At 71.0% G+C, this 24668-nt stretch carries 15 protein-coding genes and 2 pseudogenes; 9 read left to right on the forward strand and 8 right to left on the reverse strand.

Annotation, left to right across the window (positions count from 1 at the left end; all coding sequences use genetic code 11):
- The 5 genes and pseudogenes from ACIPXM_RS19070 to ACIPXM_RS19090 form a co-directional block, all read right to left on the reverse strand.
- Positions 1 to 2397, reverse strand: a pseudogene (locus tag ACIPXM_RS19070) (XRE family transcriptional regulator); the annotation flags it as partial.
- Positions 2398 to 2513: 116 nt separating this feature from the next.
- Positions 2514 to 2913 (reverse strand): annotated as a pseudogene (locus ACIPXM_RS19075) (hypothetical protein); the annotation flags it as partial.
- A 514-nt stretch (positions 2914 to 3427) separates the two neighbouring features.
- Positions 3428 to 3595 carry a hypothetical protein gene (locus ACIPXM_RS19080; protein ID WP_401656684.1) on the reverse strand — a complete coding sequence of 56 codons (168 nt, stop codon included), beginning with the start codon at positions 3593 to 3595 and terminating at the stop codon, positions 3428 to 3430.
- 183 nt (positions 3596 to 3778) lie between these two features.
- Complete coding sequence (locus tag ACIPXM_RS19085; protein WP_401656686.1) at positions 3779 to 4414, reverse strand: LuxR C-terminal-related transcriptional regulator; 636 nt, start codon at positions 4412 to 4414, stop codon at positions 3779 to 3781.
- Positions 4402 to 5634: a sensor histidine kinase gene (locus tag ACIPXM_RS19090; RefSeq protein ID WP_401656688.1), complete on the reverse strand. Its 1233-nt coding sequence runs from the start codon at positions 5632 to 5634 to the stop codon at positions 4402 to 4404. Before ACIPXM_RS19090 ends, ACIPXM_RS19085 begins: the two co-directional genes overlap by 13 nt.
- 184 nt (positions 5635 to 5818) lie before the next feature.
- Between ACIPXM_RS19090 and ACIPXM_RS19095 the strand changes: the two genes are divergently transcribed.
- The 4 genes from ACIPXM_RS19095 to ACIPXM_RS19110 all read left to right on the forward strand — a co-directional run bounded on the left by ACIPXM_RS19095 (position 5819) and on the right by ACIPXM_RS19110 (position 12921).
- Complete coding sequence (locus ACIPXM_RS19095) at positions 5819 to 6544, forward strand: ABC transporter ATP-binding protein (protein ID WP_401656691.1); 726 nt, start codon at positions 5819 to 5821, stop codon at positions 6542 to 6544.
- On the forward strand, positions 6541 to 8982 hold the full coding sequence (locus ACIPXM_RS19100; RefSeq protein ID WP_401656693.1) for an FtsX-like permease family protein: 2442 nt from the start codon (positions 6541 to 6543) through the stop codon (positions 8980 to 8982). Before ACIPXM_RS19095 ends, ACIPXM_RS19100 begins: the two co-directional genes overlap by 4 nt.
- Positions 8983 to 9227: 245 nt before the next feature.
- Positions 9228 to 10319, forward strand: coding sequence for a serine hydrolase domain-containing protein (locus ACIPXM_RS19105; RefSeq protein WP_401656696.1), 1092 nt, complete (start codon positions 9228 to 9230; stop codon positions 10317 to 10319).
- 280 nt (positions 10320 to 10599) lie between these two features.
- Positions 10600 to 12921, forward strand: coding sequence for an alpha/beta fold hydrolase (locus ACIPXM_RS19110; protein ID WP_401656698.1), 2322 nt, complete (start codon positions 10600 to 10602; stop codon positions 12919 to 12921).
- A 163-nt stretch (positions 12922 to 13084) separates the two neighbouring features.
- Here the strand turns inward: ACIPXM_RS19110 and ACIPXM_RS19115 are convergent, their stop codons facing one another.
- Complete coding sequence (locus ACIPXM_RS19115) at positions 13085 to 14275, reverse strand: LLM class flavin-dependent oxidoreductase (RefSeq protein WP_401656700.1); 1191 nt, start codon at positions 14273 to 14275, stop codon at positions 13085 to 13087.
- A gap of 434 nt (positions 14276 to 14709) precedes the next feature.
- Between ACIPXM_RS19115 and ACIPXM_RS19120 the strand changes: the two genes are divergently transcribed.
- From ACIPXM_RS19120 to ACIPXM_RS19140, 5 genes are all read left to right on the forward strand, one after another.
- Complete coding sequence (locus tag ACIPXM_RS19120; RefSeq protein WP_401656702.1) at positions 14710 to 15729, forward strand: endonuclease/exonuclease/phosphatase family protein; 1020 nt, start codon at positions 14710 to 14712, stop codon at positions 15727 to 15729.
- A gap of 68 nt (positions 15730 to 15797) precedes the next feature.
- Positions 15798 to 16583, forward strand: coding sequence for a two-component system response regulator CseB (gene cseB, locus ACIPXM_RS19125; protein ID WP_401656704.1), 786 nt, complete (start codon positions 15798 to 15800; stop codon positions 16581 to 16583).
- A 26-nt stretch (positions 16584 to 16609) separates the two neighbouring features.
- Positions 16610 to 17866 carry a sensor histidine kinase gene (locus ACIPXM_RS19130; protein WP_401656706.1) on the forward strand — a complete coding sequence of 419 codons (1257 nt, stop codon included), beginning with the start codon at positions 16610 to 16612 and terminating at the stop codon, positions 17864 to 17866.
- Positions 17867 to 17982: 116 nt separating this feature from the next.
- The gene (locus ACIPXM_RS19135; protein WP_401656708.1) at positions 17983 to 19023 is read left to right on the forward strand and encodes a D-alanyl-D-alanine carboxypeptidase family protein; all 1041 of its coding nucleotides are present in this window, start codon (positions 17983 to 17985) and stop codon (positions 19021 to 19023) included.
- 165 nt (positions 19024 to 19188) lie between these two features.
- A complete protein-coding gene (locus tag ACIPXM_RS19140; protein WP_401656710.1) occupies positions 19189 to 19578 on the forward strand; it encodes a hypothetical protein in 390 nt (129 codons plus the stop codon).
- Positions 19579 to 19659: 81 nt separating this feature from the next.
- On the opposite strand, the gene ACIPXM_RS19145 is transcribed toward ACIPXM_RS19140, so the two are convergent.
- The gene (locus ACIPXM_RS19145) at positions 19660 to 23280 is read right to left on the reverse strand and encodes an RICIN domain-containing protein (protein ID WP_401656712.1); all 3621 of its coding nucleotides are present in this window, start codon (positions 23278 to 23280) and stop codon (positions 19660 to 19662) included.
- Positions 23281 to 23429: 149 nt separating this feature from the next.
- A complete protein-coding gene (locus ACIPXM_RS19150; protein ID WP_401656714.1) occupies positions 23430 to 24653 on the reverse strand; it encodes a bifunctional 2-methylcitrate synthase/citrate synthase in 1224 nt (407 codons plus the stop codon).
- Positions 24654 to 24668: the final 15 nt, after the last annotated feature.

Here is a 24668-nt window from a genome sequence, read left to right on the forward strand (position 1 = left end):
CGGCCCGAGCGGCGTGGGATGCGCGGGATCAGCGGTGTTCCACAGCCGCACCGTCTGGTCCCAACCCGCGGTGGCGAGGGTGCGGCCATCAGGACGGAACGTCAAGGAGACGCACCACTCGTGGGTGGGCAAGGGTGAGAAGAGCGCGGGATGCGCGGGATCTCGGACGTTCCACAACTGGATGCGATCCGTGGCAGCGGTCGCCAGGATACGGCCGTCGGGGCTGAAGGCCGTCGCGTCGACGGCCCTTCCGCCTCCGTGGTGGAGAGGCCGCGCGAGTGCGGTGGGACGTGTCGGGTCCTTGATGTTCCAGAGCCGGGCGGTGAAGTCCGTGCTGGCGGTGACGAGGGTACGACCGTCGGGGCTGAATGTCGCCGAGCTGATGGAGCTGGTGTGCCCCACCACCTGGGTCGGACGGCCGGAGCCGCCGACCTGCCAGAGCTGGGCCGTGTCGCCGTTGCTGTCGGCGGTGGCGAGGGTGTGGCCGTCGGGGCTGAAGCTCAGCACACCGGAATAACCGGCGTTGGTGGCGACCGTGACGGGGAGAGGAGCGTTCCCGGTGTTCACCAGAGCCGTCGCGGCTTGTGGCGATGCGCGAATGCGGTAAGCGGCGAGGTCGAGTTGGGCGGCCAGGGCGGGGTCGGCCTCCCGCATCTGCTGGGCCTGGGTGGTCAGCCCCGCGGCGATGGTGGTGTCACGTTGGCGCAGGGCGTCGGCGCGTTGTCGATCGGCGACGACGGCAATGGTCGCGGCAAGCACGGTCAGTACGCAGAGTGCGGCGACGGCAGCCCGTCCGGTTCTCCTGGCACGCCGTTCGTGGCGGCCGGACGCGTCGAGGAACTCCGTCACGTGCTTGTCCAGTTGCACGCCGTTCTGGTGTCTGCGGGTCCATTCGAGCGCGTTGGCGAGCCGGTTCCCCCGGTAGTGCCCGCTCGGGTCACGACCGTCCCGGTGCCAGGTCGTCGCGGCAATGGCCAGGTCCTGGTAGGTGAGCAGGCCCGCCCTGTCCTCGTCGATCCAGCGGCGCAGGCGCGGCCAGGCGTCCAACAGCGCTTCGTGGGTGATCTCGACGGTGGTGGCGTCCATGGTGATGAGCCGGGCTTGGGCCAGGGTCTCCAGCACGCTGTTCATGGCGGCGTGGGCACCCAGGTCGGCGCGCGGGACACGTCGCTTGGTGTCCCGGTCGCCGTCGCTGCCCGGAGCGACCAAGCGCAGGAAGAGGCCCCGGACGAGCTCGCGTTGCGGCTCGGCGAGCTGATCGTAGACGTGGTCGGCGGTGCGGGCCAGCGCGTGTGTGATACCGCCGACCGCTTCGTAGCCCGCCACGGTGAGGGTGGTTCCGCGCCGCCGGTGCCAGGTTTCGCGCAGCGCGTGGGAGACGAGAGGGAGTACGCCCGTCTGGCCTGCGGCGTCGGCGATGACGCGGGCGAGCAGGGCGCCTTCGACGGTGGCGCCGGAGCGGGTGGCGGGCAGACTGATGGCGCGTCGTAACTCCTCGGTGTTCATCGGCCCGATGAGGAGTTGCGCGTCGCGCAGGGCTTCGACGAGGGCCGGCTGCTCCGAGCAGCGGGAGTAGAAGTCGGCCCGCACTCCCAGGACAACGCGTGTGCGGCTGTTGGCCGCCTGCACGGCGGTGAGAAGTTGGGTGATGAAACCGCTCCGCTCCCGCTCCCCCGCGCACTGGGTGAAGGCTTCTTCGAACTGATCGACCACGATCAGGAGGTCCGCTTCGGCCGGGTGCTCGTGGAGCGCCTGGAGCACGTTCAGGTGCAGGGCGCGGGGGTTGTCCCGCAGCTCGGTGTGCACCTCGGTGGCGGAACGGTTGCTCAGCTTGGCCAGATGAGTGGCGCACTCCTCCAGCGGGTGAGCCCCGGGGGTGAGGAGAAGAGCCGGCCATGGCCACGGCTCCGGTGCGCTCCGGCCGGAGGAGCCGCTGCCCAGGAGACCGGCGCGCAGGAGTGAGGACTTGCCTGATCCCGATGCGCCGAACACGGCGAGGAACCGGCTGGTACGCACGCGGGAGACGATCTCTTCGGTGAGGCGTTCCCTCCCGAAGTACCGGTCGGCGTCCTCGGGCTGGAAAGCGCTGAGTCCGGCATACGGGCAGGACCCGTCGTCCACCGCGGACGGTTCGGCGGGTGCCGGGTCGGCGGCGATCTCGGCCGCGGCGTCGCGCCAGCGGGCCTCCCATTCCACGGCGTCGCCGTGGCAGGCTCGGACGTAGGCCAGGGTCACGTCGAGGCTCGGGAGCTTGTGCCCGCCCGCCGCGTCGGCGAGCGTCGTGGAGGAGTAGTTGGCCAGGGCGGCCAACTTCCGGTACGGGGGGCTGCCGGCTGTCCGCCGCAACTGCCGCAGACCCGACGCGAACCGGGTCAGGGCATCGTCCCTGTCCTCCAACGGACGCTCTCCACGGGGCATGTTCGCTCTTTTCGGCCAGGGTACGGGTGGGCGGGTGGATCAACGACGGCGCCCCGATGACGTCGTGGGGCGGATCGCAGGTTGGCTCGGAGTGATCACTGGCTTGTCTGGCTCTGATGACGAGGCGGGTAGGTGGTCGGTTGCCTGGCGAGGCGTCGAAGCTCTCGGGCGAGCCGCGCGACCAGTTGCGGGGAGCGGCGGCGGGCGCGCGGGCAGCCCGCTCCGACGTACGGGCCAGGGCGCGGCCAGCCCTCGTCAGCGACGGAGAGGCGGCGGAGGTCCCTGGGGTGGCGGGAGCCGGTCGGGGACATGCCGGTGTCGCCGTCGCGGCGGGCCGGCGGATCGAGGACCAGGCGGCCTTGGCGGACTCGCTCGCGAGCCGTGGCGAGAGCGTGGTCGCCGCATCCGGCCGCCGTACGGGTAGATGCCGGCGGCCCTGCTGCGGCCGAACTTGAGGTGCATCGGGGCACCGCGGTGGATGAGCTCAGCCATCTCCGCAACGGTTTCCGACGCATTCACACCGCGCACGGAGGGCCGCCGCTGAGCGTCCCCTACGCCCGATCGCTCCCGGCGCGCCCCGTCGCCCCCCGCCCCAGGGAAAGTCGCACCAAGATCCGGACCGCTTCCGGACCAACCCCCTGCCAGAAAGCCTCGCCAACCATCATTTGGCCTGGTCAGCGCGGATGCAACTGCTGTACCACCAGCAGACGAAGAACATGCTGGTGTCGTACTCGCCGAAGAAGCTCGGCTTCTTCTAGGGCGTGTGTCGAAAGTAGCGCCGGCTGCCCGAAGGGCAGGCCCGGCGGTGTCCGGTGCGTGCGATCGCAAGGCGGAGGGTCGCCCCGATACTGGACGTATCGGGGCGAGCCCGACAACGCGGCGAGCGTGCGTGCCGGGCGCCGCCGGGCAGGCGGGACTTTCGACACACGCCCTAGAGCACCGGGTCGAGCGGAAGAGGCTGTCCGGATCGTTCCGGACAGCCTCTTCACCCGTTACCGGCTGGTGCGGATCACTCCTTGCTGCCGGTCAGCCACAGGCCGAGTGCCGAGCCGACGAAGACGACGCCCGAGCCCACCGAGGCCATGACCCTGGTGGTGCCGGTGTAGTCGGCGAACGTGCTGACGTACACCGCGGCGGCGGTGGAGAGGGCGAGCAGCAGCCAGAGTGCGGGCTTCATGGGGGTTCCTCCTGGGTGTCTCCCCGACGCCCCTCTGCGGGGCGGCGAGAGCGGGTCGCTTCGTCGTCCACTCTCGCCGCCGGCCCCTTCCCGGCACATCGGGTCCTGCTCCCGAACCGCAGGTGTAGCCCGCTACACCTGCGGGGTGGGGTCGGCGACCGCCGTCGTGGTCCGTGCCGGGGTTCATGCCTTCAGGTAGGCGAGGACCGCCAGGACCCGGCGGTGGCCGCTGTCGCTGGGGGGAAGGTTCAGCTTGGCGAGGATGTTGCCGATGTGCTTGCTGACCGAGCGCTCGGTGATGAACAGGGTGGTCGCGATCGTCGGGTTGTCGAGGCCCTGGGCCATGAGGCTGAGGACCTCGCGTTCCCGCGGGGACAGCGCGTCCAGGGGGTCGTGGCGGGTCATGAGCTGGGAGACCACGTCGGGGTCGAGCGCGGTGCCCCCGGCGGCGACCCGCTCCAGGGCCTGCTGGAACTCCTCGATGTGGGAGACCCGGTCCTTCAGCAGATAGCCGACGCCTGAGGCGCCCTGGCCCAGCAGTTCGGTGGCGTAGCTCTCCTCGACGTACTGGGACAGGACGAGGATGGGCAGACCCGGCATCAGTCTGCGGGCCTCGATGGCCGCTCTGAGGCCCTCGTCGCGGAATCCGGGGGGCAGTCGGACGTCGAGCACGGCCGCGTCGGGCCGGTGTTCGAGCAGCGTGGGCACCACCTCGGGCCCGCTCCCCACGACGGCGACGATCTCGTGGCCGACGTCCTCCAGCAACAGAACCAGGCCCTCGCGGAGCAGGACGTTGTCCTCCGCGATCACGATCCGCACGGCAGTACCACCTCAATCGTCGTTCCGGAACCGACAGGGCTGTCGATCCTCGTCGTACCGTCCAGGGCGGCGACGCGCTGGCGTACGCCGTCGAGTCCGCTTCCCTCGCCCGATCCCGGCACCGCGCCGCCACGCCCGTCGTCCTGGACGAGGACGTGCAGCCCGGTCCGGTCGTACCGGAGGGACACCCGCGCCTGCCGCGCTTCGCTGTGCCGGGCGATGTTGGTGAGGGCCTCGGCGACCACGAAGTAGGCGGCGGCCTCGACGGCGGCCGGCGGCCGGCGGGCGGGCTCGGGAAGGTCGAGGGCGACCGGGATCGTACGTCCCGCGGCGAGTGATCGGATGGCGCCGTTCAGCCCGCGGTCGGAGAGGATCGGCGGGTGGATGCCGCGGATCACCGTACGCAGCTGCACGAGTGCCTCGTCCACTGTCGTCCTGGCGTCGAGCATGAGTTTCCTGGCGCTCGCGGGGTCCTTGTCGAATTTGCGGTCGGCCAGGCCGAGACGCATGGCGACCGCGACGAGCTGCGCCTGGGTGCCGTCGTGCAAGTCCCGCTCGATCCTGCGGAGTTCCGATTCGTGTGCCTGGAGCGCCCCGGCCCGGGAGGCGGTCAGCTCCTCGATCCGGCGTTCGGCACCGGTCCAGTTCCCCAGCAGCACCTCCGCGATGCGGGTCTCCCACCGGGCGGCGGCGGGGGCCAGCCAGAGGAAGAGGAGGGCGAAGATCCAGACGCAGACCGCCGACAGGACGACCGCCTGCAGCCAGGTCGTCAGGGGGGCGGCGAGGAGGGTGAGGGTGCCGCTGGGGACGGTCCACCACCACATCGGGATCGAGAGGCTGAGCAGGAGGCTGAACAGGGCGCCGAGGACGAGGACGGGCAAGATCAGGCCGACCACGCCGTGGAGCAGCATCCACGCCACGTCCTTGCCGGTCCCGGAGGATCGCAGCAGTTGGAGGGTCTGCCGGCGGGCGCTGCCCTGGAGTGTGGGGTACGGGCGTCGCACCGGACGGCCGAGGCGTCGTTCCGCGCGGCGGCGCTCGGCGTCGGCGAGGGACCGCAGGGGGCGGATCGCCCAGGGCAGTACCGGCGCGACGATCAGCGCGACGCAGACGAGCGGCAACAGCACGCAGCCGGCCAGGGACGCCAGGGCGGTCGCGAGGCCGCCGAGGAGATACCGCGTGGAACGCAGGCTGTGACGTGCGCGTGCCTTCAGGTCCATGGATCACGACGGTACGCCACGATTGATTCCCTGCCCTACCTGCCCCGCTCCACCATCTTGGTGGAGCGGGCTACACCTCCGGTGCGGGGGCGTGACCGCTGCCGGCCTCCCCTCTCCCGAGCCTAGTTTCGAAGCCTGATCTTGACCGACCGAGGGCATCGAAGGGCCACACATCATGCGACGGATGACGACGAGCGGGGAGACACCGTACGCCGTGTCCCTGGACCAGGTTTCCAAGTCGTACGGCGAGGTGACCGCGCTGGAGCAGGTGAGCTGGGGGTTTCGTACCGGCAGCTTCACCGCGATCATGGGCCCGTCCGGCTCGGGCAAGAGCACGTTCCTGCACTGCGCGTCCGGTCTCGACCGGCCGACGAACGGGTCGGTCCGGCTGGGCGGTGTGGACATGGGCGGGCTTCGCGAAGCCGAGCTGACCCGGCTGCGCCGGGAGCGGATCGGTTTCGTCTTCCAGGGCTACAACCTGATGCCGTCGATGGACGTCGAGCGCAACATCACCCTCCCGCTGTCCCTCGGCGGCCGGAAGGCCGACCGGCAGTGGCTGGGGGAGATCGTCCACCGGGTCGGGATGGCGGGCCTGCTCGGGCACCTCCCGGCGCGGCTGTCGGGTGGCCAGCAGCAGCGTGTGGCGGTCGCCCGGGCACTGGTGACGCGCCCCGAGATCGTCTTCGCCGACGAGCCGACGGCCGCGCTCGACCCCAGGTCGGCCGGGCACGTCCTGAAGCTGCTGCGGGAGGCGGTCGACGAGATGGGACGGACCGTCGTCCTCGTCACCCACGATCCTGTGGCGGCCGCGTGGGCCGACAGCGTCGTCTTCCTCGGTGGGGGCCGGATCGTCGACGAACTGACCGCTCCGTCCGCGGCAGCCGTCCTGGCCCGCTGGGACTCGCTGTGAGGCGCGGGATCGCCGCAGGCGTGGCGGCGGCGCTGCTCTTCGCCGCCGCGCTGACGGGCGCGTTCGGTGTCCTCCTCGAATCGGCGCTGCGGGCGCACGGTGCGGTCGACCGCTACGCCCCGGCCGTGGCCGTCGTCGCCGCGAGCCAGCGGGTCGAGATGACCGTGGACTCCGGTGAGTCCGAGCGTACGGAGGTCAGGCCGCTGCTGGAACGGGCGCGGGTACCGATCGCCCCGGCCGAACGGCTGAAGGAGGTTCCGGGGGTCGTACGGGTCGTCGCGGACGTGTCCGTACCCGTCGTCGCCGCCGACGGCACCGGACTCACCGGTCACGGATGGGAGTCGACCCTGCTCGGCCCGTTCGAACTGCGGTCGGGGCGTGCCCCGCAGGCACCGAACGAGGTGGCGGTGCCGGCCGGGAGCGGCCTGGAGGTCGGGGACACCGTCCGGCTCCAGGCGGGAGGCCGGGCACCGGAGCCGTACCGGGTCAGCGGCCTGGTGTCGGCTGGTCCGGGGGCGGACGGCGCCGTCCGCGCGAGCGCGTGGTTCGACGACAGGACGGCGCGGACGCTCACCGGCCATCCCGGACACGCCGACGCGCTGGTGGTCCTCGGCGAAAAGGGCACGTCCCCCGAGGCGCTCGGCGCGGCGGCCCCGGGTCTGCTGGTCGCGACCGGTGCCGCACGCGGGGACGTCGAGAACCCGGGGGTGGCGGCGGCGCGGCTCGACCTGATCGGGGTGAGCGCGTCCATCGGCGGCATCGCCCTGCTGGTCGTGCTGCTGATCCTGACCGGGCTGCTGGACATCTCCGTACGGGACCGGACCCGCGAACTCGCGGTGATGCGCGCCATCGGCGCCACCCCCCGGCAGGTGCGGCGGCTGATCGTCCGCGGCATCCTGAAGGTCGCCGTGCCCGCCGCACTCCTGGGCGGCCTGGGATCGCTCGGGCTCGGCGCGGTCCTGCACCGGTTCATGGCCGATCACGGTGTCCTCCCGCGAGAGCTGTCGCTCGTACTGAGCCCGCTGCCCGTCGCCGGCACCATGCTGCTCACCGTGCTCACCGCGGTCGGCTCCGCCTGGCTCGCGGCCCGGCGCGTCTCCCGCGTCCGGCCGGTCGAGGCCCTGGGCGAGGCGGCGACGGAGCCGGCGCGGCTGCCGCGCTGGCGGATGGTCACCGGGCTCTTCTTCCTGGCCGTCGGGCTGGGCGCGGCCTCCACGGCGCTCGCCTTCGGCGGGCAGATCGCCAGGGCGGCCATGGGCGGACTGGCGCTCACCCTGATCTGGGCCGCCGCGCTGCTGGGTCCCTGGATCGCGCGGGCCGGGATCCGCGTCCTGAGCCCTCCGCTGCGGCTGCTCCTCCCGGTGCCGGGCCGACTCGCCGCGGAGACCGCCTCCGTCGCCGCCGTCCGGCTGGCGTCGGTGATCACACCGATCGCGCTGGCGCTCTCCTTCGGGGCCGGGCAGCTCTTCGTCCAGACCACGGCCGTCAACGCCACCCGCACCCAGGCGGCCGTCGGTCTGCTCGCGGACCACGTGCTCGTCGCGGACGGTCCGGGCGTGCCGAGCGCGGCGTACGAGGAGGTACGACGGACGCCCGGGGCGGACGCGGTGACGGCCGTCAAGCGCACCACCGTCGTGAAATCGGTCGGCGACCAGCTCCAGTCACTGCCCGCGCAGGGCCTCAAGGGCGCGTGGTCGAACCTGGATCCGGGCGTCACCTCGGGCTCGCTGGCGGCACTGCGCGACACCGACACCGTCGCGGTCAGCTCGAACGTCGGCGACAGCGACGACCTCGGCACGACCATGTCCTTCTGGCTCGGCGACGGCACTCCGATCCACCCCCGGGTGGTCGCCGTCTACGACCGTGGGATGGGCTTCGGCGACGTCCTGCTGCCGCACGATCTGGTCGCGGCGCACGTCACCGACGGCGGTCATGACGACTACCTGCTGGTGAGCGGGGACGCCGACCTCCGGCCGGTGACCCAGCGTCTCCCCGGGGTACACGCCACGTCCGCCGCCGAGTACGGCGCGGCGCTGACCGAGCAGGCGCGCGTGCAGGGGCTTCCGGGCCTGATGGCGGTCGCGGCCATCGCCCTGTTCACCTTGATCGGCGTGGTGACCACGCTGGCCGTCGCCACCGCGTCGCGCCGACGCGAGCTGGCCCTGCTCCGTCTGATCGGCGCGACGCGCCGCCAGGTCCTGTCCATGTTGCGCCTGGAGACGCTGCTCGTCCTCGGGACGGGCACGATCGTCGGCACACTGGTGGCGGCCCTGACCCTGTTGACCTTCGCCCTCGCGGTGACCGGGCTGCCCGCGCTGTCCGTCTCCCCCGCCGTCTGTGTCGCCATCCTGGGCGTGGTCGGCCTGGCGGGCATGTCGGCGGTCATGCTGCCGGCACGGCGGCTGGTACGGCGTCGCGGCTCGCCCCGGATCGAGTAGGCGGCCGCGCGTCCCGGGTGCGCCCGTCTTCGGACGGGCGCACGAGCGGGGAAGCCGTTCCTTCATGCGCCTCGACCGTCAAGGACCAGGCCGAGCCAGCGGCGGGCCCGTCGCACCACGGCCACCTCTCACTGACCCACTGATGTTGTTCCCCTACCGACAGGAGTTGTTCCATGCACGCAGGTGTCTCGCCGAGGTTCCGTCCCGCGCTTTCGCGAGGCGGCCGACGTAAGACCTTGATCGCCATGACCGTGCTCACCGGGGCCGTCATGACCGCCGGTGCGCTGTTCCCGTCCGCGGCCTCCGCCGCCAAGCCGGACCCCGTTCAGAAGAGCCTGAACACCTTGGTGGTCGACGACAAGATGCCCGCCGCGTCGGCGAGCGTCGTGGACCGCGAGGGCCGGACGCGTCACTACACGGCGGGTGTCGGTGACCTCAGGACCGGCGCGAAGGTACCCAAGGACGGGCAGGTACGGGCGGCCAGCAATACCAAGGCCTTCACCGCCGTGGTCGCGCTGCAGCTGGTCGCCGAGAAGAAGCTCGCCCTGGACGCCCCCGTCGACACCTACCTGCCCGGTCTGCTGCGCGGCGAAGGCGTCGACGGACGCCGCATCACCATCCGCCAACTCCTCCAGCACACCAGCGGCCTGCCCGAATACCTGGACAAGGGCGCGGTCCTCAAGGACCCGCAGAGGTACTACGAGCCGCGCGAGCTCCTCGACAGCGCCCTCGCACAGAAGGCCCACTTCTCCCCGGGCGCGAAGTGGGAGTACAACAACACGAACTACCTGGTCGCGGGCCTGATCATCCAGAAGGTCACCGGCCGCCCGCTGGGCGAGGAGATCAACCGGCGCGTCGTCGACCGCATCGGACTGCGCCACACCTACTTCCCCACCCCCGGAGACATGACCATCCGCGAGCCCCACGCCAGGGGCTACCACCGGGACACAGCCGACTCGCCCTGGCGCGATGTCACCGAACTCGACCCGTCCTGGGGCTGGGCCGCGGGTGCGGTGATCACCACCAACAGCGACCTCAACCGCTTCTACACCGCACTCCTCGGCGGCAGACTCCTGCCCCCGGCCCAGCTCGCCCAGATGCGCACCACCGTCCCCACGGGCGCCCCCGGTGTCGGTTACGGACTGGGCCTGACCAGCACGCCGTTGCCGTGCGGCGGCGTCTACTGGGGCCACGGCGGAACCATTCCGGGATCCTTCACCTCGGGAGGTGTCACGGAGGACGGCCGTGCCGTCAACATCGCACTGACCGCCATGCCGGCCGACAGCGCCACCGAACAGCACGCACAGGCCGCCGTCGACACGGCACTGTGCCGCTGAGTGGTGTGCAGCACCAGCAGACGAAGACATGCCCGCAAAGCCACCGGCTCGCGAGGCGGCGGGCGGTGTGGGGTGGGGTGGGGTGGGCGCCCGGGCGGCGCCCATCGGCGGCCCGGATCCAGTTCCTCAGCGTCTCGGTGTCCGCCCCGAGTTCACCGACGACCGACGGCGACCGACGGCGACCGACGCGATCGCCGCTCCCGGCCTCGACCGGTAAAACGCAACCGCGTGGCGGCTGAAACATGACCGACGGACGACGGCAGCGTTCGCGGACGAGTCTTTGTCCAGCAGCGGCGCAGGAGGACACGCCTCCTGCCGTCCGGTTCGGCCCGTCCCGGGTGTCGTCGCCACGAGGCGCCCGCCGGACCGCATCCGTACCACCACGTCGCCGTTTCCCACCGAAGAGGTGCAGATCATCTTGCGGTATTTGACCGTCCCATCGATCGCGGCCGGAATCAGCGTTGTCGCCTCGCTGATCACCCTGGCAGCCGTTCCCGCCGACGCCGCGTCCGCCCCGGCCCCGGAAGGCGTGCGGTGGGAGCTCTGCCGGGACGCCGTTTCGGACTGGAATCGCAACGACGACCGCAGCGAATGCGTGCTCATCCCCGTCCCCGTGGACTATTCCAAGCCCGAGGGCAGAAAAATCGACATCGCGGTGAGCCGGGTCAAGGCCACCGGAAAGCGCACCGGTGCTCTCTTCGGCAACCCCGGAGGACCCGGACTGGCCGGCACCCCGTCCGCCCATGAACTCCTCGGCAGCCGCCTGGGGCCCCTGAACGAGACATGGGACTTCATCGGTATCGACACCCGCGGGACCGGCTACAGCGCCCAGATCTCCTGCGATGAGCCTGAGTTCAAGGGGGGTGAGACAGAGAAGGAGATGTTCGAGATGCGGGCGGACGCGAAGCGCGCATGCATCGCCAAGGACCCGGAACTCGCGCTCTCCATCAGCATGGAGAATGCCGCCCGGGACATGGACCGCATCCGGCAGGTGCTGGGATTCGACAAGATCAACTTCTACGGAAACTCCGGCGGGACGGCGCTGGGCGCGGTCTATCGCTCCATGTTCGACAAGCGCGTCGACCGCATGTGGCTGGACTCGATCATGTCCCCGGTCGGGCAGAGCGCAGCGGTCGAGGCAGAGGTGGCCGCCACCGACGCCGGGTACCGGCGGTTCTTCACGTGGCTGGCCGGAAAGGACTCCACCTACGGGTTCGGAACCTCGCCCAAGAGGGTCGAATCCGCCTTGAAGAAGCTGCAGGCGAAGGTCGGACGGGAAGAATTCGCCGCCCTCCTGGACAGCAACCTGGAAGCCATCCCTGACCGGTGGGAGCGATCAGCCGCGAAGTTGGCGGAGGTCCGGGACAGCGGAGCGGAGGTGACCGCCACGCAGCGGAACGCGGACCGGAATGCGGACCGGAAGTCCTTCGGCTTCGGAGAGATGGGGCGCAATTACGGCTTCACCCACGACGCCTTCATGTGCAATGCCAGCACCGATGGCCGGACGTATGCCGATCTCGTCCGTATCAGGAAGGAACGGCAGGCGAAGTACCCCTTCTCCACCGACTTCAACAACGATCCCGTCGCGAACTGCGCCGGCTGGCCCGCGGGCAGGTCGTGGGACTTGAAGCCTGGAAAGAGCCGACTTCAGCTGTCCGGCCACAAGTTCGAACTCGTCACGCCCTATGTATGGGCCAAGATGATGCACAAGAAGATCGGCGGATCGTTGCTGACCGTCATGGACGCGGAGCACTCCACCATGAAGTCCAAGGACCTCGCGTGCGGCTCCAAGGTGCTCGACTTCTTCCGGGACGGCACACCCGCGAAGGGCAGCTGCCCCGGTTTCCCGGCCGACCGGACGGGCCCCCCGGGACCGGCCGGCAACATGGCGGGAACCGTGAAACTCCCGTACTGCTCCGCTTCGCTGGTCCGCCCCCGCACCGCCCGTGACGAGGACAAGGCGCTCCTCCTCACGAACGGGCACTGCCACCCTGCGGGACGGCCGAAGCCGGGTGAAGTGATCACCGGCAAGAACGCCCCCATCGAAGGCACCGTCATGAGCCCGGCAGGCCGCGAACTCGGCCCGGTGACCGGGCGGGTCCTCTACGCCACGATGACGGGAACCGACATCACGCTGGCACAACTGGACTCCACGTACGCGGAGATCCAGCAGAAGTACAAGGTCGAGGCATTCCCGCTGGCCTCGTCCTCGCCCGTACCCGGGCAGAAGATCAAGGTGGCGTCCAGCTTCCTGGAGAGCGTCTGGTCGTGCCAGGCCGAGGCCGTGGTCCCGACCCTCAAGGAGGGCGACTACACCTCGACCCGCGCCATCCGTTACGCGAAGGAATGCGACACCCGGCCCGGGAGCTCCGGCTCGCCGGTCATCGACGCCGAGACCCGGGAGCTCGTCGCCGTGAACAGCACCAGCAACCGCGACGGCAAGGAGTGCGAACTGAACAACCCCTGCGAGGTCGACGGGACGGGCACCACCGTCCACCAGGGACGCGGGTACGCCACCGAGACCGCGGCGATCGCCGGGTGCATCGGGGACGCCAACACCCTGGATCTCAAGCGCCAGGAGTGCACCCTGCCCAAGCCCTGACCTGAGCCCACCTCACCTCACCCCCTCCCTTGACCTCCCCCCCCTTCCGCCCCTCCGTCCCACGGTCCCTTCCCGAAGGGAGCCCGGGGCGGAGGGGTGGGGCATGGGCGGACGGCATGGGCGGCCTCGGGGCGCGACGCCTCCGAGGCCGCCCCGGATCACCTCATCCTCGTCCGGGAACGTCACCGAGGCCGTCGGCCCTGGCCGCCCGCTCGGCGTCGTGACGGGTCCTCGCCTCGTCGAGCGCGTCGCCCATGCGCTGGTACAGCACCTTCCTGCGCCCGGCCGCGAGGGCCCGTGCGGCGTCGAGGCGTTCGAGACTGCCCTGGAAGTGCGGGGCGACCTGCTGCGCGAAGAGTTCGTAGTGCCGCCGGGTGGCGTCCGGCCTCGCCCATTCGTGCGCCATCATGAGGTAGCAGCCGAAGCCGCGGGACTGCTCCTGGAGTTGGCGGATGTGCCGGATCGCGTCGTCCGGTGTTCCGATGACGCCGACGCCGGACTCGTTGATCCAGTCGATGCGTTCCTTCAGCGTCGAGCCGCCGGGCTCGAAGTGCGGCACCGCGGCTTCGTACTGCAGGTAGCGGCACCAGTCGTCGAGTCCGTACGCGACGTCCTCGTATGCCTGTTCCTTCGTTTCGGCGACGTGCACGGGCCCGACGAGTCGCCATGCGGCGCGGTCGGGGGTGGTGCCGAACTGCCGGGCCCGTTCTTCCATCACGTCCCAGTGCGCGGCGAGCAGGTCGAGGTCCCCCGTCAGGGTCGCGCCGATGGACAGCAGCGCAAGCCCGTGCTTGCCCGCGATCCGGGGTCCGGAGGGCGATGCGATCGCCGCGACGCCGACTTCGAAGCAGGGCGTGGAGTACGGGCGTAACTGGCACCTGGCTTCGACCAGTTGGTAGCGGTCGGTCTTCCTGGTGACGGGCTCGTCCCCGGTGAGCAGCTGGATGAGGACGTCGGTGTCCTCTTCCAGCGCGGCCCGCTGCGAGACCGGATCGATGCCGATCATCGCCGCGTCCGTCGGGAGGGAGCCGGGGCCGAGGCCGAGCATGAACCGGCCCCGGGTGAGGTGATCGAGCAGGATCGCGCGGTCCGCCACCCAGAGCGGGTTGTGGTAGGGGAGGGAGAGCACGCCGGTCCCCAGCTTGATGTGCGTGGTCCGGGCCGCGACGTGCGCGATGAAGATCTCGGGGCTGGCGATCAACTCCGATCCGCCGGAGTGGTGTTCACCGATCCAGGCTTCGTCGTAGCCGAGCTCGTCGAGCTGCTGGAGGGTGGCCACGTCCCGCGCGAGGGCGGTCACGGGATTCTGCCCTTGAGCGGTGTGGAACGGCGCCATGAAGATTCCGAAGCGCATCTCAGATCCTTCCGTCACATCAGAGACCGGACCGGCGCCGCACCGGTGGAGGGCGCCCTTGCGTACGGTTCACACGTGCGTACGGTTCGTCCTTCGGGCGGTACGGGGACGCCCCGCCCATGCCTCGATGGCCGAACCGGCGTGTCCCCGGAGCCGGGAGGTGACACCACTGCGTCACCGGCCGAGTGCGGAGCGACACCATGATCGAGGCTAGCAAGCCGCCCGCGGCCCGGGGGCCGGAACGCCGGGAAGGCGGCGGGAAGCTCCGTACGGCGAGCCGTGCCGGTCGTTTCCCCGGGGCTGCCGCCACCGATACGTACCTGAAACAAAGCCGTGGGGCGCTCGAATCGCTGGTCACGTCGGCCGGAAGCGTGGCCACGCGACTCTGGGGCCGTACCCGATTCCCGGTGTACGTGATGCCGGAGGTCCTAGTCGTGTTGAGCACTCCCCACCGTCCCGGTCCCGCCGCCCCGACGGAGCCCGCCGAACCGCGCCCTGACGATGCCGGGGCAGGCGAGGCCCGTGTCCGCGCGGGCCGTCGTGGACGGCTGATCGCCGGTTTCGCGGTCTGCGCGGCCCTGCTGATGGCCCTGCTGATGGCCCTGCACGCCTGGATCCCCAACGGGTTCGGCCAGCTCGGCAGCCTGTTCGAGACCTTCCTGCCGTGGGCCGGGCTGAGCGTTCCCGTTCTGCTCGCCCTCGCGGCGGTCCGGCGCTCCCGGATCGCGGCCGTCGCCGTGATCGCGCCCGCGGTCGTCTGGGGCGCGCTCTTCCACGGTGTGCTGGCCGACAAGGGCTCCGCGGGTGGAGACCTGACCGTGGTCACCCACAACGTGGACGAGGCGAACCCCGACCCGGCGGGCACCGCGCGTGCCCTCGCCCGGTCCGGGGCGCACGTCCTCGCCCTGGAGGAGCTGTCCGCCAGGAGCACACCCGTGTACGAGCGGGAACTGGCCGCCGCCTACCCGTACCACTCGGTCCACCTCGGCATCGGGCTGTGGAGCACCTACCCGCTGCGCCAGGTGGAACCCGTGCCGATCATGCCCTGGACCCGTGCGGTACGGGCCACGGTCGACACCCCGCAGGGGCCGGTCGCCGTGTTCGCCGCCCATCTCGCGTCGGTACGGGTGACCCCCGGCGGCTTCGCCACCGCCCGCCGCAACGAGGCGGGCAGGAATCTCGCCGAGGCCGTACGGGCCGAGAAACTGCCCCGCGTCATCGTGATGGGCGACTTCAACGGAGCGTACGAGGACACCGCGCTCGGCCCGCTCACCTCGCAGTTGCGTTCCGCGCACGGCGAGGCGGGCGCGGGGTTCGGTCTCACCTGGCCGGCGTCGTTCCCGTTGGTGCGGATCGACCAGATCCTCGTCCGGGGCGTCAGCCCCGCCTCCGCCTGGTCGCTTCCGGCCACCAGCAGCGACCACCTGCCCGTCGCGGCCTCGCTGCGGCTGTGACCGCGGCGCCCGGCCCGCTGACTACGATGAACCAGAACACATGAACCAGAACATACGAAGCGGAACATATGCCCGCCCATGAGCAGAACGGTGGCCGGTCGGCCGTCCGAGCACCAGGCCCCGTCAGCGTCCTCGTCGTCGAGGACGACGCCGTCATCCGCCGTGCCGTCCAGCTCTTCCTGGAGCGCTACGGCTATCAGGTCGCCGTGGCCGCCGACGGCCTGGCCGGTCTTGAGGCGTTCCGGGCCGGCGCCCATGACCTGCTGATCCTGGACGTCATGCTGCCCGAGCTCGACGGCATCGGGCTGTGCCAGCGCATCCGGGAGGAGAGCCTGGTCCCGATCCTGATGATGTCCGCCCGCGGTGACGCCCTCGACGTCGTCGCGGGCCTGGAGGCGGGCGCCGACGACTACGTCGTCAAACCCGTCGACACCGCCGTCCTCGTCGCCCGCATCCGCATGCTGCTGCGCCGCGCGAGCTTCGGACGGCCCGAGGCGGCGGAGAAACCGCCGGCCCGCCATCCGGACACTCAGGGGCGCGCGAGCCGAGCCGGTGCGGCGGCCCCCGGCGTGCTGGTGTTCGGCGACCTGACCGTGGACACCGCCGGTCTGGAGGTGCACCGGGACGGCCGACAGGTCCCGCTGACCCCGACCGAACTGCGCCTCCTGCTGGAGCTCGCCGCCGCACCCGGCACCGTCCTCGACCGCCGACGGCTGCTCCGCGACGTCTGGGACTACGGCTGGGAGGGCGACTCCCGGGTCGTGGACCTGTGCGTGCTGCGCCTGCGCAAGAAGATCGGAACCGGCCGGATCGAGACCGTGCGCGGCTTCGGCTACAAACTCGTCCGCGACTGACCGACCCGAGAGACCGAACCCGGCCCATGGCACTCCTCAACCCCCGCGCCCTGCGCTGGAAGATCGCGGCCCTGACCGCGGCCGCCTGCTGCGCGGTCGCCGCGGTGATCGGCGTACTCGTCCACCAGGCCATCTCGGAACGCGGCAACCGCACAGGCCAGGAGCGCGTCGCCGCCCGGCTGGCCGCCGCGGAACGCGAGTACACCCGTACGGGCACGGCGCCCCCGGACATCGAGATCACTTCCCCGCAGAAACTGGAGGCGCCCCTCGCCCGCGCGCTGGCGGCCAAGGACCCGAACGGCCTGTTCGCGACCTGGTACGACCAGAAGCCTCCCAACTGGTACTGGCTGTGGGCGGCCCAGCCCGTCGCGGGCGACCGGGTGCTCGTCGCGCGGACCGACATGAGCACCGAGGTGCGCAGCCTCCAGCTCCTGGACCGCAGCATCATCAAGGCCGTGCTCGCCGCCCTCGCCGTCGTCGTGCCGCTGGCCGCGCTGGCCACCGAACCGATGAACCGCCGACTGCGGCACGGTTCGCGCACCGCCCGGGCCATCGCCGACGGCGACCTCGACGCCCGGATCGGATCCCGCGGCCGGGCCCGTGACGAGATCGCCGAGATGTCGGCCGCCATGGACGTGATGGCCGGAGCCCTGCAACGCAAGCTGGAGAACGAGCGGCGGTTCACCGCGGACGTCGCCCATGAACTGCGCACCCCGTTGATGGGCCTGTCCACCGCGGCGGGGCTGCTCCCCCAGGACGACGAGGCGGCGGATCTGGTACGCGACCGGGCCCAGGCGCTGAACGGTCTGGTCGAGGACCTCCTGGAGATCTCCCGGCTCGACGCCGGCGCCGAACGGGCCAGGACCGACGTCGTCCCCCTCGGGGACCTGGTCGCCGACGTCGTACGCCGGACCGGGACGCGGACCGCCGTCACGGCCAGGGACGCCGAGGTCGTGGAGACCGACCCGCGAAGGGTGGAGCGGATCGTGGTCAATCTGGTGACCAACGCGCACCGGCACGGCGCCGCCCCGGTCGAGGTCACCGTCACCGGCACGCGGATCGTCGTACGGGACCACGGCCCCGGCTTTCCCGCCACGCTGCTCGCCGAAGGGCCGCAGCGCTTCCGTACGGGGAGCGCCGAGCGGGGACGCGGCCACGGCCTCGGCCTCACCATCGCGCTGGGGCAGGCGGATGTCCTCGGCGCGCGGCTGACGTTCGCCGACGCCCCCGGCGGAGGCGCTCTCGCCACCCTCGACCTGGCCGCGCCCCCGGCTGAAACGTAACCGCAATACGACCCCGTGGCGGCGGAAACAGGGGCGCGCGAGGCCGGAAGCACGGGCCCTCGAAGGTGAGTTCAGGTGCGGGACACGCACCGGAGCCGCCCGGGAGGGACCCCACCATGTCCGACAGCACCCACCGTCACCGCCCCCGCCGTCACCACGCTCTTCTTCGCCGAACCGGTCTGCGCCGACCCGCCGCCCTGTACCTGTCCGCCGTCCTCCTGATCGGCGGCACGGCCGGTTGTCAGACCCTCGGCCTCGGCGGCGCGGAGTCGTCCGGCCTCAGCGCCGCGGGCAGCACGGACGGCGCGGGCGTCGCTCCGGATGCCGCGCTGAGCCGGGCGATGGACCTGCCGTGGCCGACGGAGGGCCAGGCGAGCGCGGCGGTCGAAGGCGTCGGAAGCCTCGGGACCAAAGGCGACCAGACACCGGTGCCGATCGCCAGCATCACCAAGGTCATGACCGCGTACGTGATCCTCACCGACCACCCGATGGCGGCGGGACAGCAGGGCAAGGCGGTGACCGCCGACCAGCAGGCCGCCGACGAGTCGTTCTCCGCGAGCGAATCGACCGCCCCGCTCGTGGCCGACCGGGCGTACACCCAGCGCCAGCTCCTGGAGCTCATGATGCTGCCGTCCGGCAACAACGTGGCCCGGCTGCTTGCCCGCTGGGATGCCGGAAGCCAGGAGGAGTTCGCCGAGAAGATGAACCGGGCCGCCGCGAAGCTCGGCATGGACCGCACCGTCTACACCGGCGCCTCGGGCATCGAGCCCACCACACGGAGTACGGCGACCGACCAGCTGAAGCTGGCCCGCGCCGTCATGAAGAACGAGACCTTCCGCCAGATCGTCGCCACTCCCGCCATGACCGCCCCCGGCGTCGGCGTGCGGATCGCCAACAGCAACCGGCTCCTCGGCCAGGACGGCGTGATCGGCCTGAAGACCGGCTCCTCCACCCCGGCCGGCGGCAACCTCATGTGGGCCGCCACCAAGGAGATCGGGGGCACCTCCCACCTGATCCTCGGTGTCGTCCTCCACCAGCGGGCGGGCACCAACCCCACCCAGGCCATGTCGGCCGCCTTCGACGCGAGCCGCACGCTGATCACGGCGATTCGCAGCGGGCTGCCGCGGGCTCTCTCCCGGGGCCTCGCGGTGCGGTGATCCGCGCGGCCGGGGAGCAGCGGACCGGAAACCGGGCCAGGAGGCGACCGGGAAACGGACCTGGCGCATCCGCATCCTGTCGTGATCGGACAAGACGAACCCCGCCCGACGTCGTCACTCTGAGCACCGCACGAACTCGTCCCACACCGGACTCAGGAGTCGATGATGAAGTTCAGACGTACCCTCAGCCTCGCGCTCTCCACCGCCGCCCTGATCGGTGCCGGCCTGGCCGGCACCGGCACCGCCCACGCCGCGTACGGCTGCGGAGGCCAGCTCTGGACGACCGTGTCCTCCGGCGTCGTCCGGGTGGAGCTGTACCGGGAGTCCGCCGACTGGTGCGCGGTCGCCGTGCATGTGAACGGCACCTACGGCACGTACTTCGCGACGTCCGTCCAGATCGAGGGCAGCGAGGGCGGCCTCAGCATCCTCGACTCCGGCAACTTCCGCTACTACGCGGGGCCGACGCGCTACCCGCGTGACGGGATGCCGGTCCGGGCGATCGGCTGGAGCTCGCGCACCGGCACCGTCCAGACCCGCTTCACCGACGTCGGCTGACGCCGGCCGAGGTCACCGGGTGACCCGGCGGGGCGGATCCCGGCCGGCCGACCGACCGGGATCCGCCTCGCCAGAACCTGGTCAGCGGTTGTTCAGGTTGATCCTCCAGAGCTGGCCGAGGTAGTTCGACGGCTCCTTGAGGGCCAGCGGTTCGCCCTCCGCCATCGCCGTCACCATCGTTCCGTCGAGGGCGCTGACGATGCGGTACCAGCCGCCGCCGGCCGGTTCGAGGCGCCACTGCTCGCCCTTGTTGTCGGCGACCGCGTCCATCAGGGTGACGGTCCCGTCCTGGGCGTCGTAGGAGACGTGCCGGGTGCCGAGGGCCATCGGGGCGAGGCGCCAGACGCCCTCGGTGCCGGGGTCGGCGCGCAGGTCCCAGATCTGGTTGTTCTTGCAGCGGCAGGGGGTCCAGCCGAGGATCTTGGTTCCCGCCGAGGTGTCTCCCGCGGTGAGGTCCATGGCCAGGCCGGTGGCGGACTGGAGGGTCACCCGGTCGTTGTCCTTGGGCGCGATGCCGCCCTCCCACTCCTCCGGAGCGGTGGCGCACTCGGTGGTGACCAGGGCGCCGTCCTCCCCCGGCTTCAGGCACTGGTCGTTGAAGACGGAGCGCAGGGTGTCACCGTAGTGGTACCACTGCTGGTTGTTCCCGCCGTTGCACTCCCACTGCAGGACTTCGAGGTTGGTGCGGTCGTAGTCCAGGCACTGCCCGGAGCTCTGGTTGACGAAGAAGAAGGCTCCGTGCGGGTCGGTGGCCGGATCCGCTGCCGCTGCCGCCGGGGCCGCACCGGCGCGGGAAGCGGGGGCGGTCACCGAGGCGCGGGCCTGCCACTGCTGGTCCTTGCCGTCGGCGCAGGCCGCGAGCCGGACCTGCTCCGCCTGGGCGCCGCTGACGCAGGTCTGCGCGGCGGACGACACGATCTGGCCGGTCGCGGAGGTGGACCAGCCGTCCGCGTGGGTCTGCGCCGCCACGGTGCCGGGCGCCTCGAACCACCACTGCTGGTTCATGTCGTACGTGCAGTGCTCGACGCTCAGCCAGCTCTGGTGGTCGTCCTTGCCGATCAGGCCCGGGTTCTGGCTGAGGCAGCCGATGATGTCGTACGCGCCCTGCCCGTTGCTCTCGTACGCGTAGAGCTGCGAGGAGCCGTCGTACAGCGTGTGGCCGACGGCCCACGAGACGGGCTTTCCGCCGCCGCCCGGCACGAGCTTCGCCCACCTGCGGCTGTCGTCGATGTGCAGGAAGTTGTCGCCGGACTTGATGGTGGCGACCGCGCGGACCGGCACGCCGGGGAGCAGTTCGCCGTCCAGCTTCTGGAAGTTGTCCACGTGCCACCGCTGGCGGGCGGAGCCGTCGGCGGCGGTGGCCTTGCCCCAGGCGCCGGCGCCTCCCCAGTCGGCGTCGATCAGGTCTCCGGTGGCGGCGTTGCGCAGCCGCATGTCCATGCTCACCGGGCCCGTCGCGCCGCCCGGCCACAGGGTGTCACCGTCCTTGTCGGCGACCTCGACCTGGTCGGGCGTGGCACCGGCCTGTCCGGAGCAGGTGAAGTAGCCACGCGAGCGCCAGCTGGTGGCGTCCATGGCCTTGGCCACGCAGGTGCCCAGGGCCTGCTGGCCGAAGGCGTTGGGGTGGATGGCCTCCTGCTTGTCCCCCTGGGCGTACGGGAGCCAGGTGGCGAGGCCGGGGATCCAGCGCACCCATTCGGCGGTCTTGGCCTGCGGCGGGTTGCCCGGCGCGTTCAGTTCGGACGCCTGGGACGATGCCTTGGCGCACAGTTCGTGTCCCGCGAAGGCGTTCTGGGTGTTGAGGAAGATGATGTTCTGCTCGTGCGCGGCGTCGGCGAGGGCCTCGTTCAGTTGCGGGACGACCTCGTAGTGCAGCCAGTCGAGGTCCGGGTCGAGCAGGGCGCAGCCGCCGGTCATCATGCGGGCCCAGCTCAACGCCTTCGACGGGTAGCGGTTGTTCTCCACCGAGGACACCGGGTTGGGGTACGCCTGCAGGATGATCTTCGGGTTCTCCTGGCCGGCGTCGCTCAGCGTCTCCTTGATCTTGACGATCGCCTTGGTGACCTTCTCCTGGATGCCCCTCGTCTTCGTGTAGACGTCGGAACGGCCGTTGGTGCTGCACGCCTTGTTGCCGACGTAGCCGACGACGCAGTTGAAGCCGATGTCGGAGAAACCGAGGTCGTTGCCGCCGATCGACAGCACCACGTACTTCACGTTGTTCTCGGCGGCGATCTTGGCGAGTTGCTTCACCTGTGGCTCTTCGCCCTTGAAGACGTTGTCCGTGACGTCCGTGGTGGTCGCGCCGGAGCAGGCGATGTTGAAGCGGCGTTCGGCCGGGATGCCGAGCACGTCGCCGATGCTCTTGATCGGCGCGAGATCGGAGCGGTGGCACATGTCGCCGCCCGCCGCCGTCTCGCCGTAGACCCGCTTGGGGTCGTGCTCGCAGACCTCGTCCTTGCCGGTGCCGGTGCAGTCGAAGGCCGCCCGGTCGGTGCCGAAGGCGGAGCCCTGGCGGCTGCGGTAGGACAGCTCGGGCGCGCCGTTGCCCTGCCAGCGTCCGCCCTCTCCGGAGATGTAGCTGTCGCCCATGGAGACCACCGCGTCGCCGCCGGTGCACGACTCCCCGGCCGCGGCCGCGCTCTGCGCGGTACGGGCGTCCAGGGCCGCCAGGGCGCCGGGGCTGTAGAGGGTCCGGCTGTCCCAGTCGGCCCTGCACTCACGCATGCCGGTGGGCGCGAAGCGGATGGGCCGGTGGTCCGATCCGCCGTTGCTGCTGATGGAGACGGCGAGGTCGGTGAGCGCCTCGCTGGACGTCATGAAGTCGATGGCGTAGCCGGACTGCTGGGTCGGTACGGGGACGCCGTTCGGCTTGCCGTTGCGGGTCCCGTAGTAGGTGTTGCCCCGGACCTGGGCGCGGAAGGACTGGGCGTCGGAGTTGAAGTCGCCCATGATCCGCCAGGGTTCGTTGCCGACGGCGTCGGCGACCGCCTGGGTCAGCGCCTTGGCGTGCGGGTTGGGCGTCGCGCCGGAACGTATGGAGGCGGCGTGGATGTTGAAGTACCAGGTGCCGTTGACGCGCACGCCGACCGCCGGACGCGAGCGCAGCCACTTGCCGTTGTCCCCGCGCGGGGTGACGATCTTGATGTCCTGGAGCGCGTCGAAGTTCGCGCCGACACTGCTGTTGACCCATACGGCCATCGACTTCTGCGTGTTGTTCTGGGTGTCCGGGTCCTCGTCGGGCCCGCTGCCGCCGGTGCCCCAGAGGCCCTTGTCGAGGATGTCCACCCAGAAGACCTGGCCGGAGGGCTCACCGCGGCTGCCGGAGCCGTATTTCTGCGTGAAGACGCGGTACTTCAGGCTCGGCAGTCCGCCGGGCGTGGTGGAGGTGTCACTCGTGTTGCTCAGCCGGGTCAGCTCGTCGTGGGTGACGAATTGCACCGGCGGGGTGTTGACCTCCTGCAGGGCCAGGATGTCGGCTTCCTTCATCATGTAGTCCCTGACGGCTTGCCATTTGTTTCCGCCCTGGGCGTTCCAGGTCACCGAGCGAAGGTCGGTCCTGGGCGCGGCCTGCGCCTGCGTGGCGGTCAGCAAGGAGACTAAGGAAGCGAGCAGGGCGCAGGTGACGACGAGCGCGAGATCCCGGACAAGGATTCGACGCGCGGCGCCGCCTCGCGGCGGGGACAGCGACGTGGTGAAGGCCATGGTTCCCTCTGACGATCGGACGTATCCATTCCATAGGCCGGCCCGGCGGGCCGACTCTGCAACATTGATGCAGGGCGAACGCAACCGATAGTTGCAATCGAAAAGTTGCCCGATTCGAGTTCACCTATGGCCGGGGAACCAGGGGTGGTTCAGCGGCCGCCCGCCGACCCCGTCGCCGCCACCGAGCTGGAGCGGGAGCCGTCGGGCAGCGGGCGCTGAGCCGGGCCCGTGTAGGCGCCGAGCGGGCGGATCAGGGCGTTGTGTTCGAGCTGTTCGGTGATGTGGGCGGTCCAGCCGGTGATCCTGCTCATCACGAACAGCGGGGTGAAGGCCGGGATGTCGAAGCCCATCAGGTGGTAGGCGAGCCCTGCCGGGTAGTCGAGGTTCGGGTGGAGGCCCTTGCGGGCGAGCATGGCGTGGCGCAGGGCCGTGTGGAGGGTGGCCAGGCGGGTCACGTCCGGGCTCGCGGCGCGGGCGACGAGTTCGTCGGTGGCCGCCTGCATGATGGGGACGCGGGAGTCTCCGTGTTTGTAGACGCGGTGCCCGAAGCCCATGACCGTACGGCCGGAGGCGAGGGCGTCGTCGAGCCAGTCGCCCGCCCGCTCGGGGTCGCCGATCTCGTGGAGCATGTGCATCACGGCCTCGTTGGCGCCGCCGTGCAGGGGGCCCTTCAGGGCGCCGATCGCGGCGGTGACCGCGCTGTAGAGGTCGGAGAGTGTGGAGGTGACCACACGGGCGGTGAACGTCGAGGCGTTGAAGCTGTGTTCGGCGTACAGGATGAGCGAGATCTCGAAGCAGCGCACGACCGCCGGGTCGGGGACCTCGCCGAAGCACATGTGGAAGAAGTTCTCGGCGTAACCGAGCGACGGGTCGGGCTGGACGGGCGGGAGGCCGCGCCTGCGGCGGTGGTCGGCGGCGACGACCACCGGGAGCTTCGCCAGCAGGGAGAGGGACTTGGCCCGGTTGGCGGCGGCGCTGCCGTCGTCCTCGGTGGGGTCCTTTGAGCCGAAGAAGCTGACGGCGGTGCGCAGCACGTCCATCGGGTGGCAGGTCTCGGGCAGCCGCGCGAGGACCTCGGCGGTGGTGCGGTCGAGCGGGCGCAGGGCCCGCTCCTGGGCCTGGAATTCCCGGAGTTGGGCGGCGTCGGGCAGTTCGCCGTGCCAGAGGAGGTGGGCGACCTCCTCGAAGCTGCGGCGGGCGGCGAGGTCCTGGACGGGATAGCCACGGTAGGTGAGGGAGTTGGTCTCCGCGATCACGGTGGAGATGGAGGTGGTGTCGACGACGACACCGGCCAGGCCCCGGTGGATCCCGGGCGCGGATGCGGGTGCGGATGCGGGCGCGGATGCGGATGCGGGCGCGGTGGTGGCGGTCATGGTGGTGGCCTCCGT

It is taken from the genome of Streptomyces sp. NPDC090025 (assembly GCF_044748125.1).
In the GTDB taxonomy this organism is placed as follows: domain Bacteria; phylum Actinomycetota; class Actinomycetes; order Streptomycetales; family Streptomycetaceae; genus Streptomyces.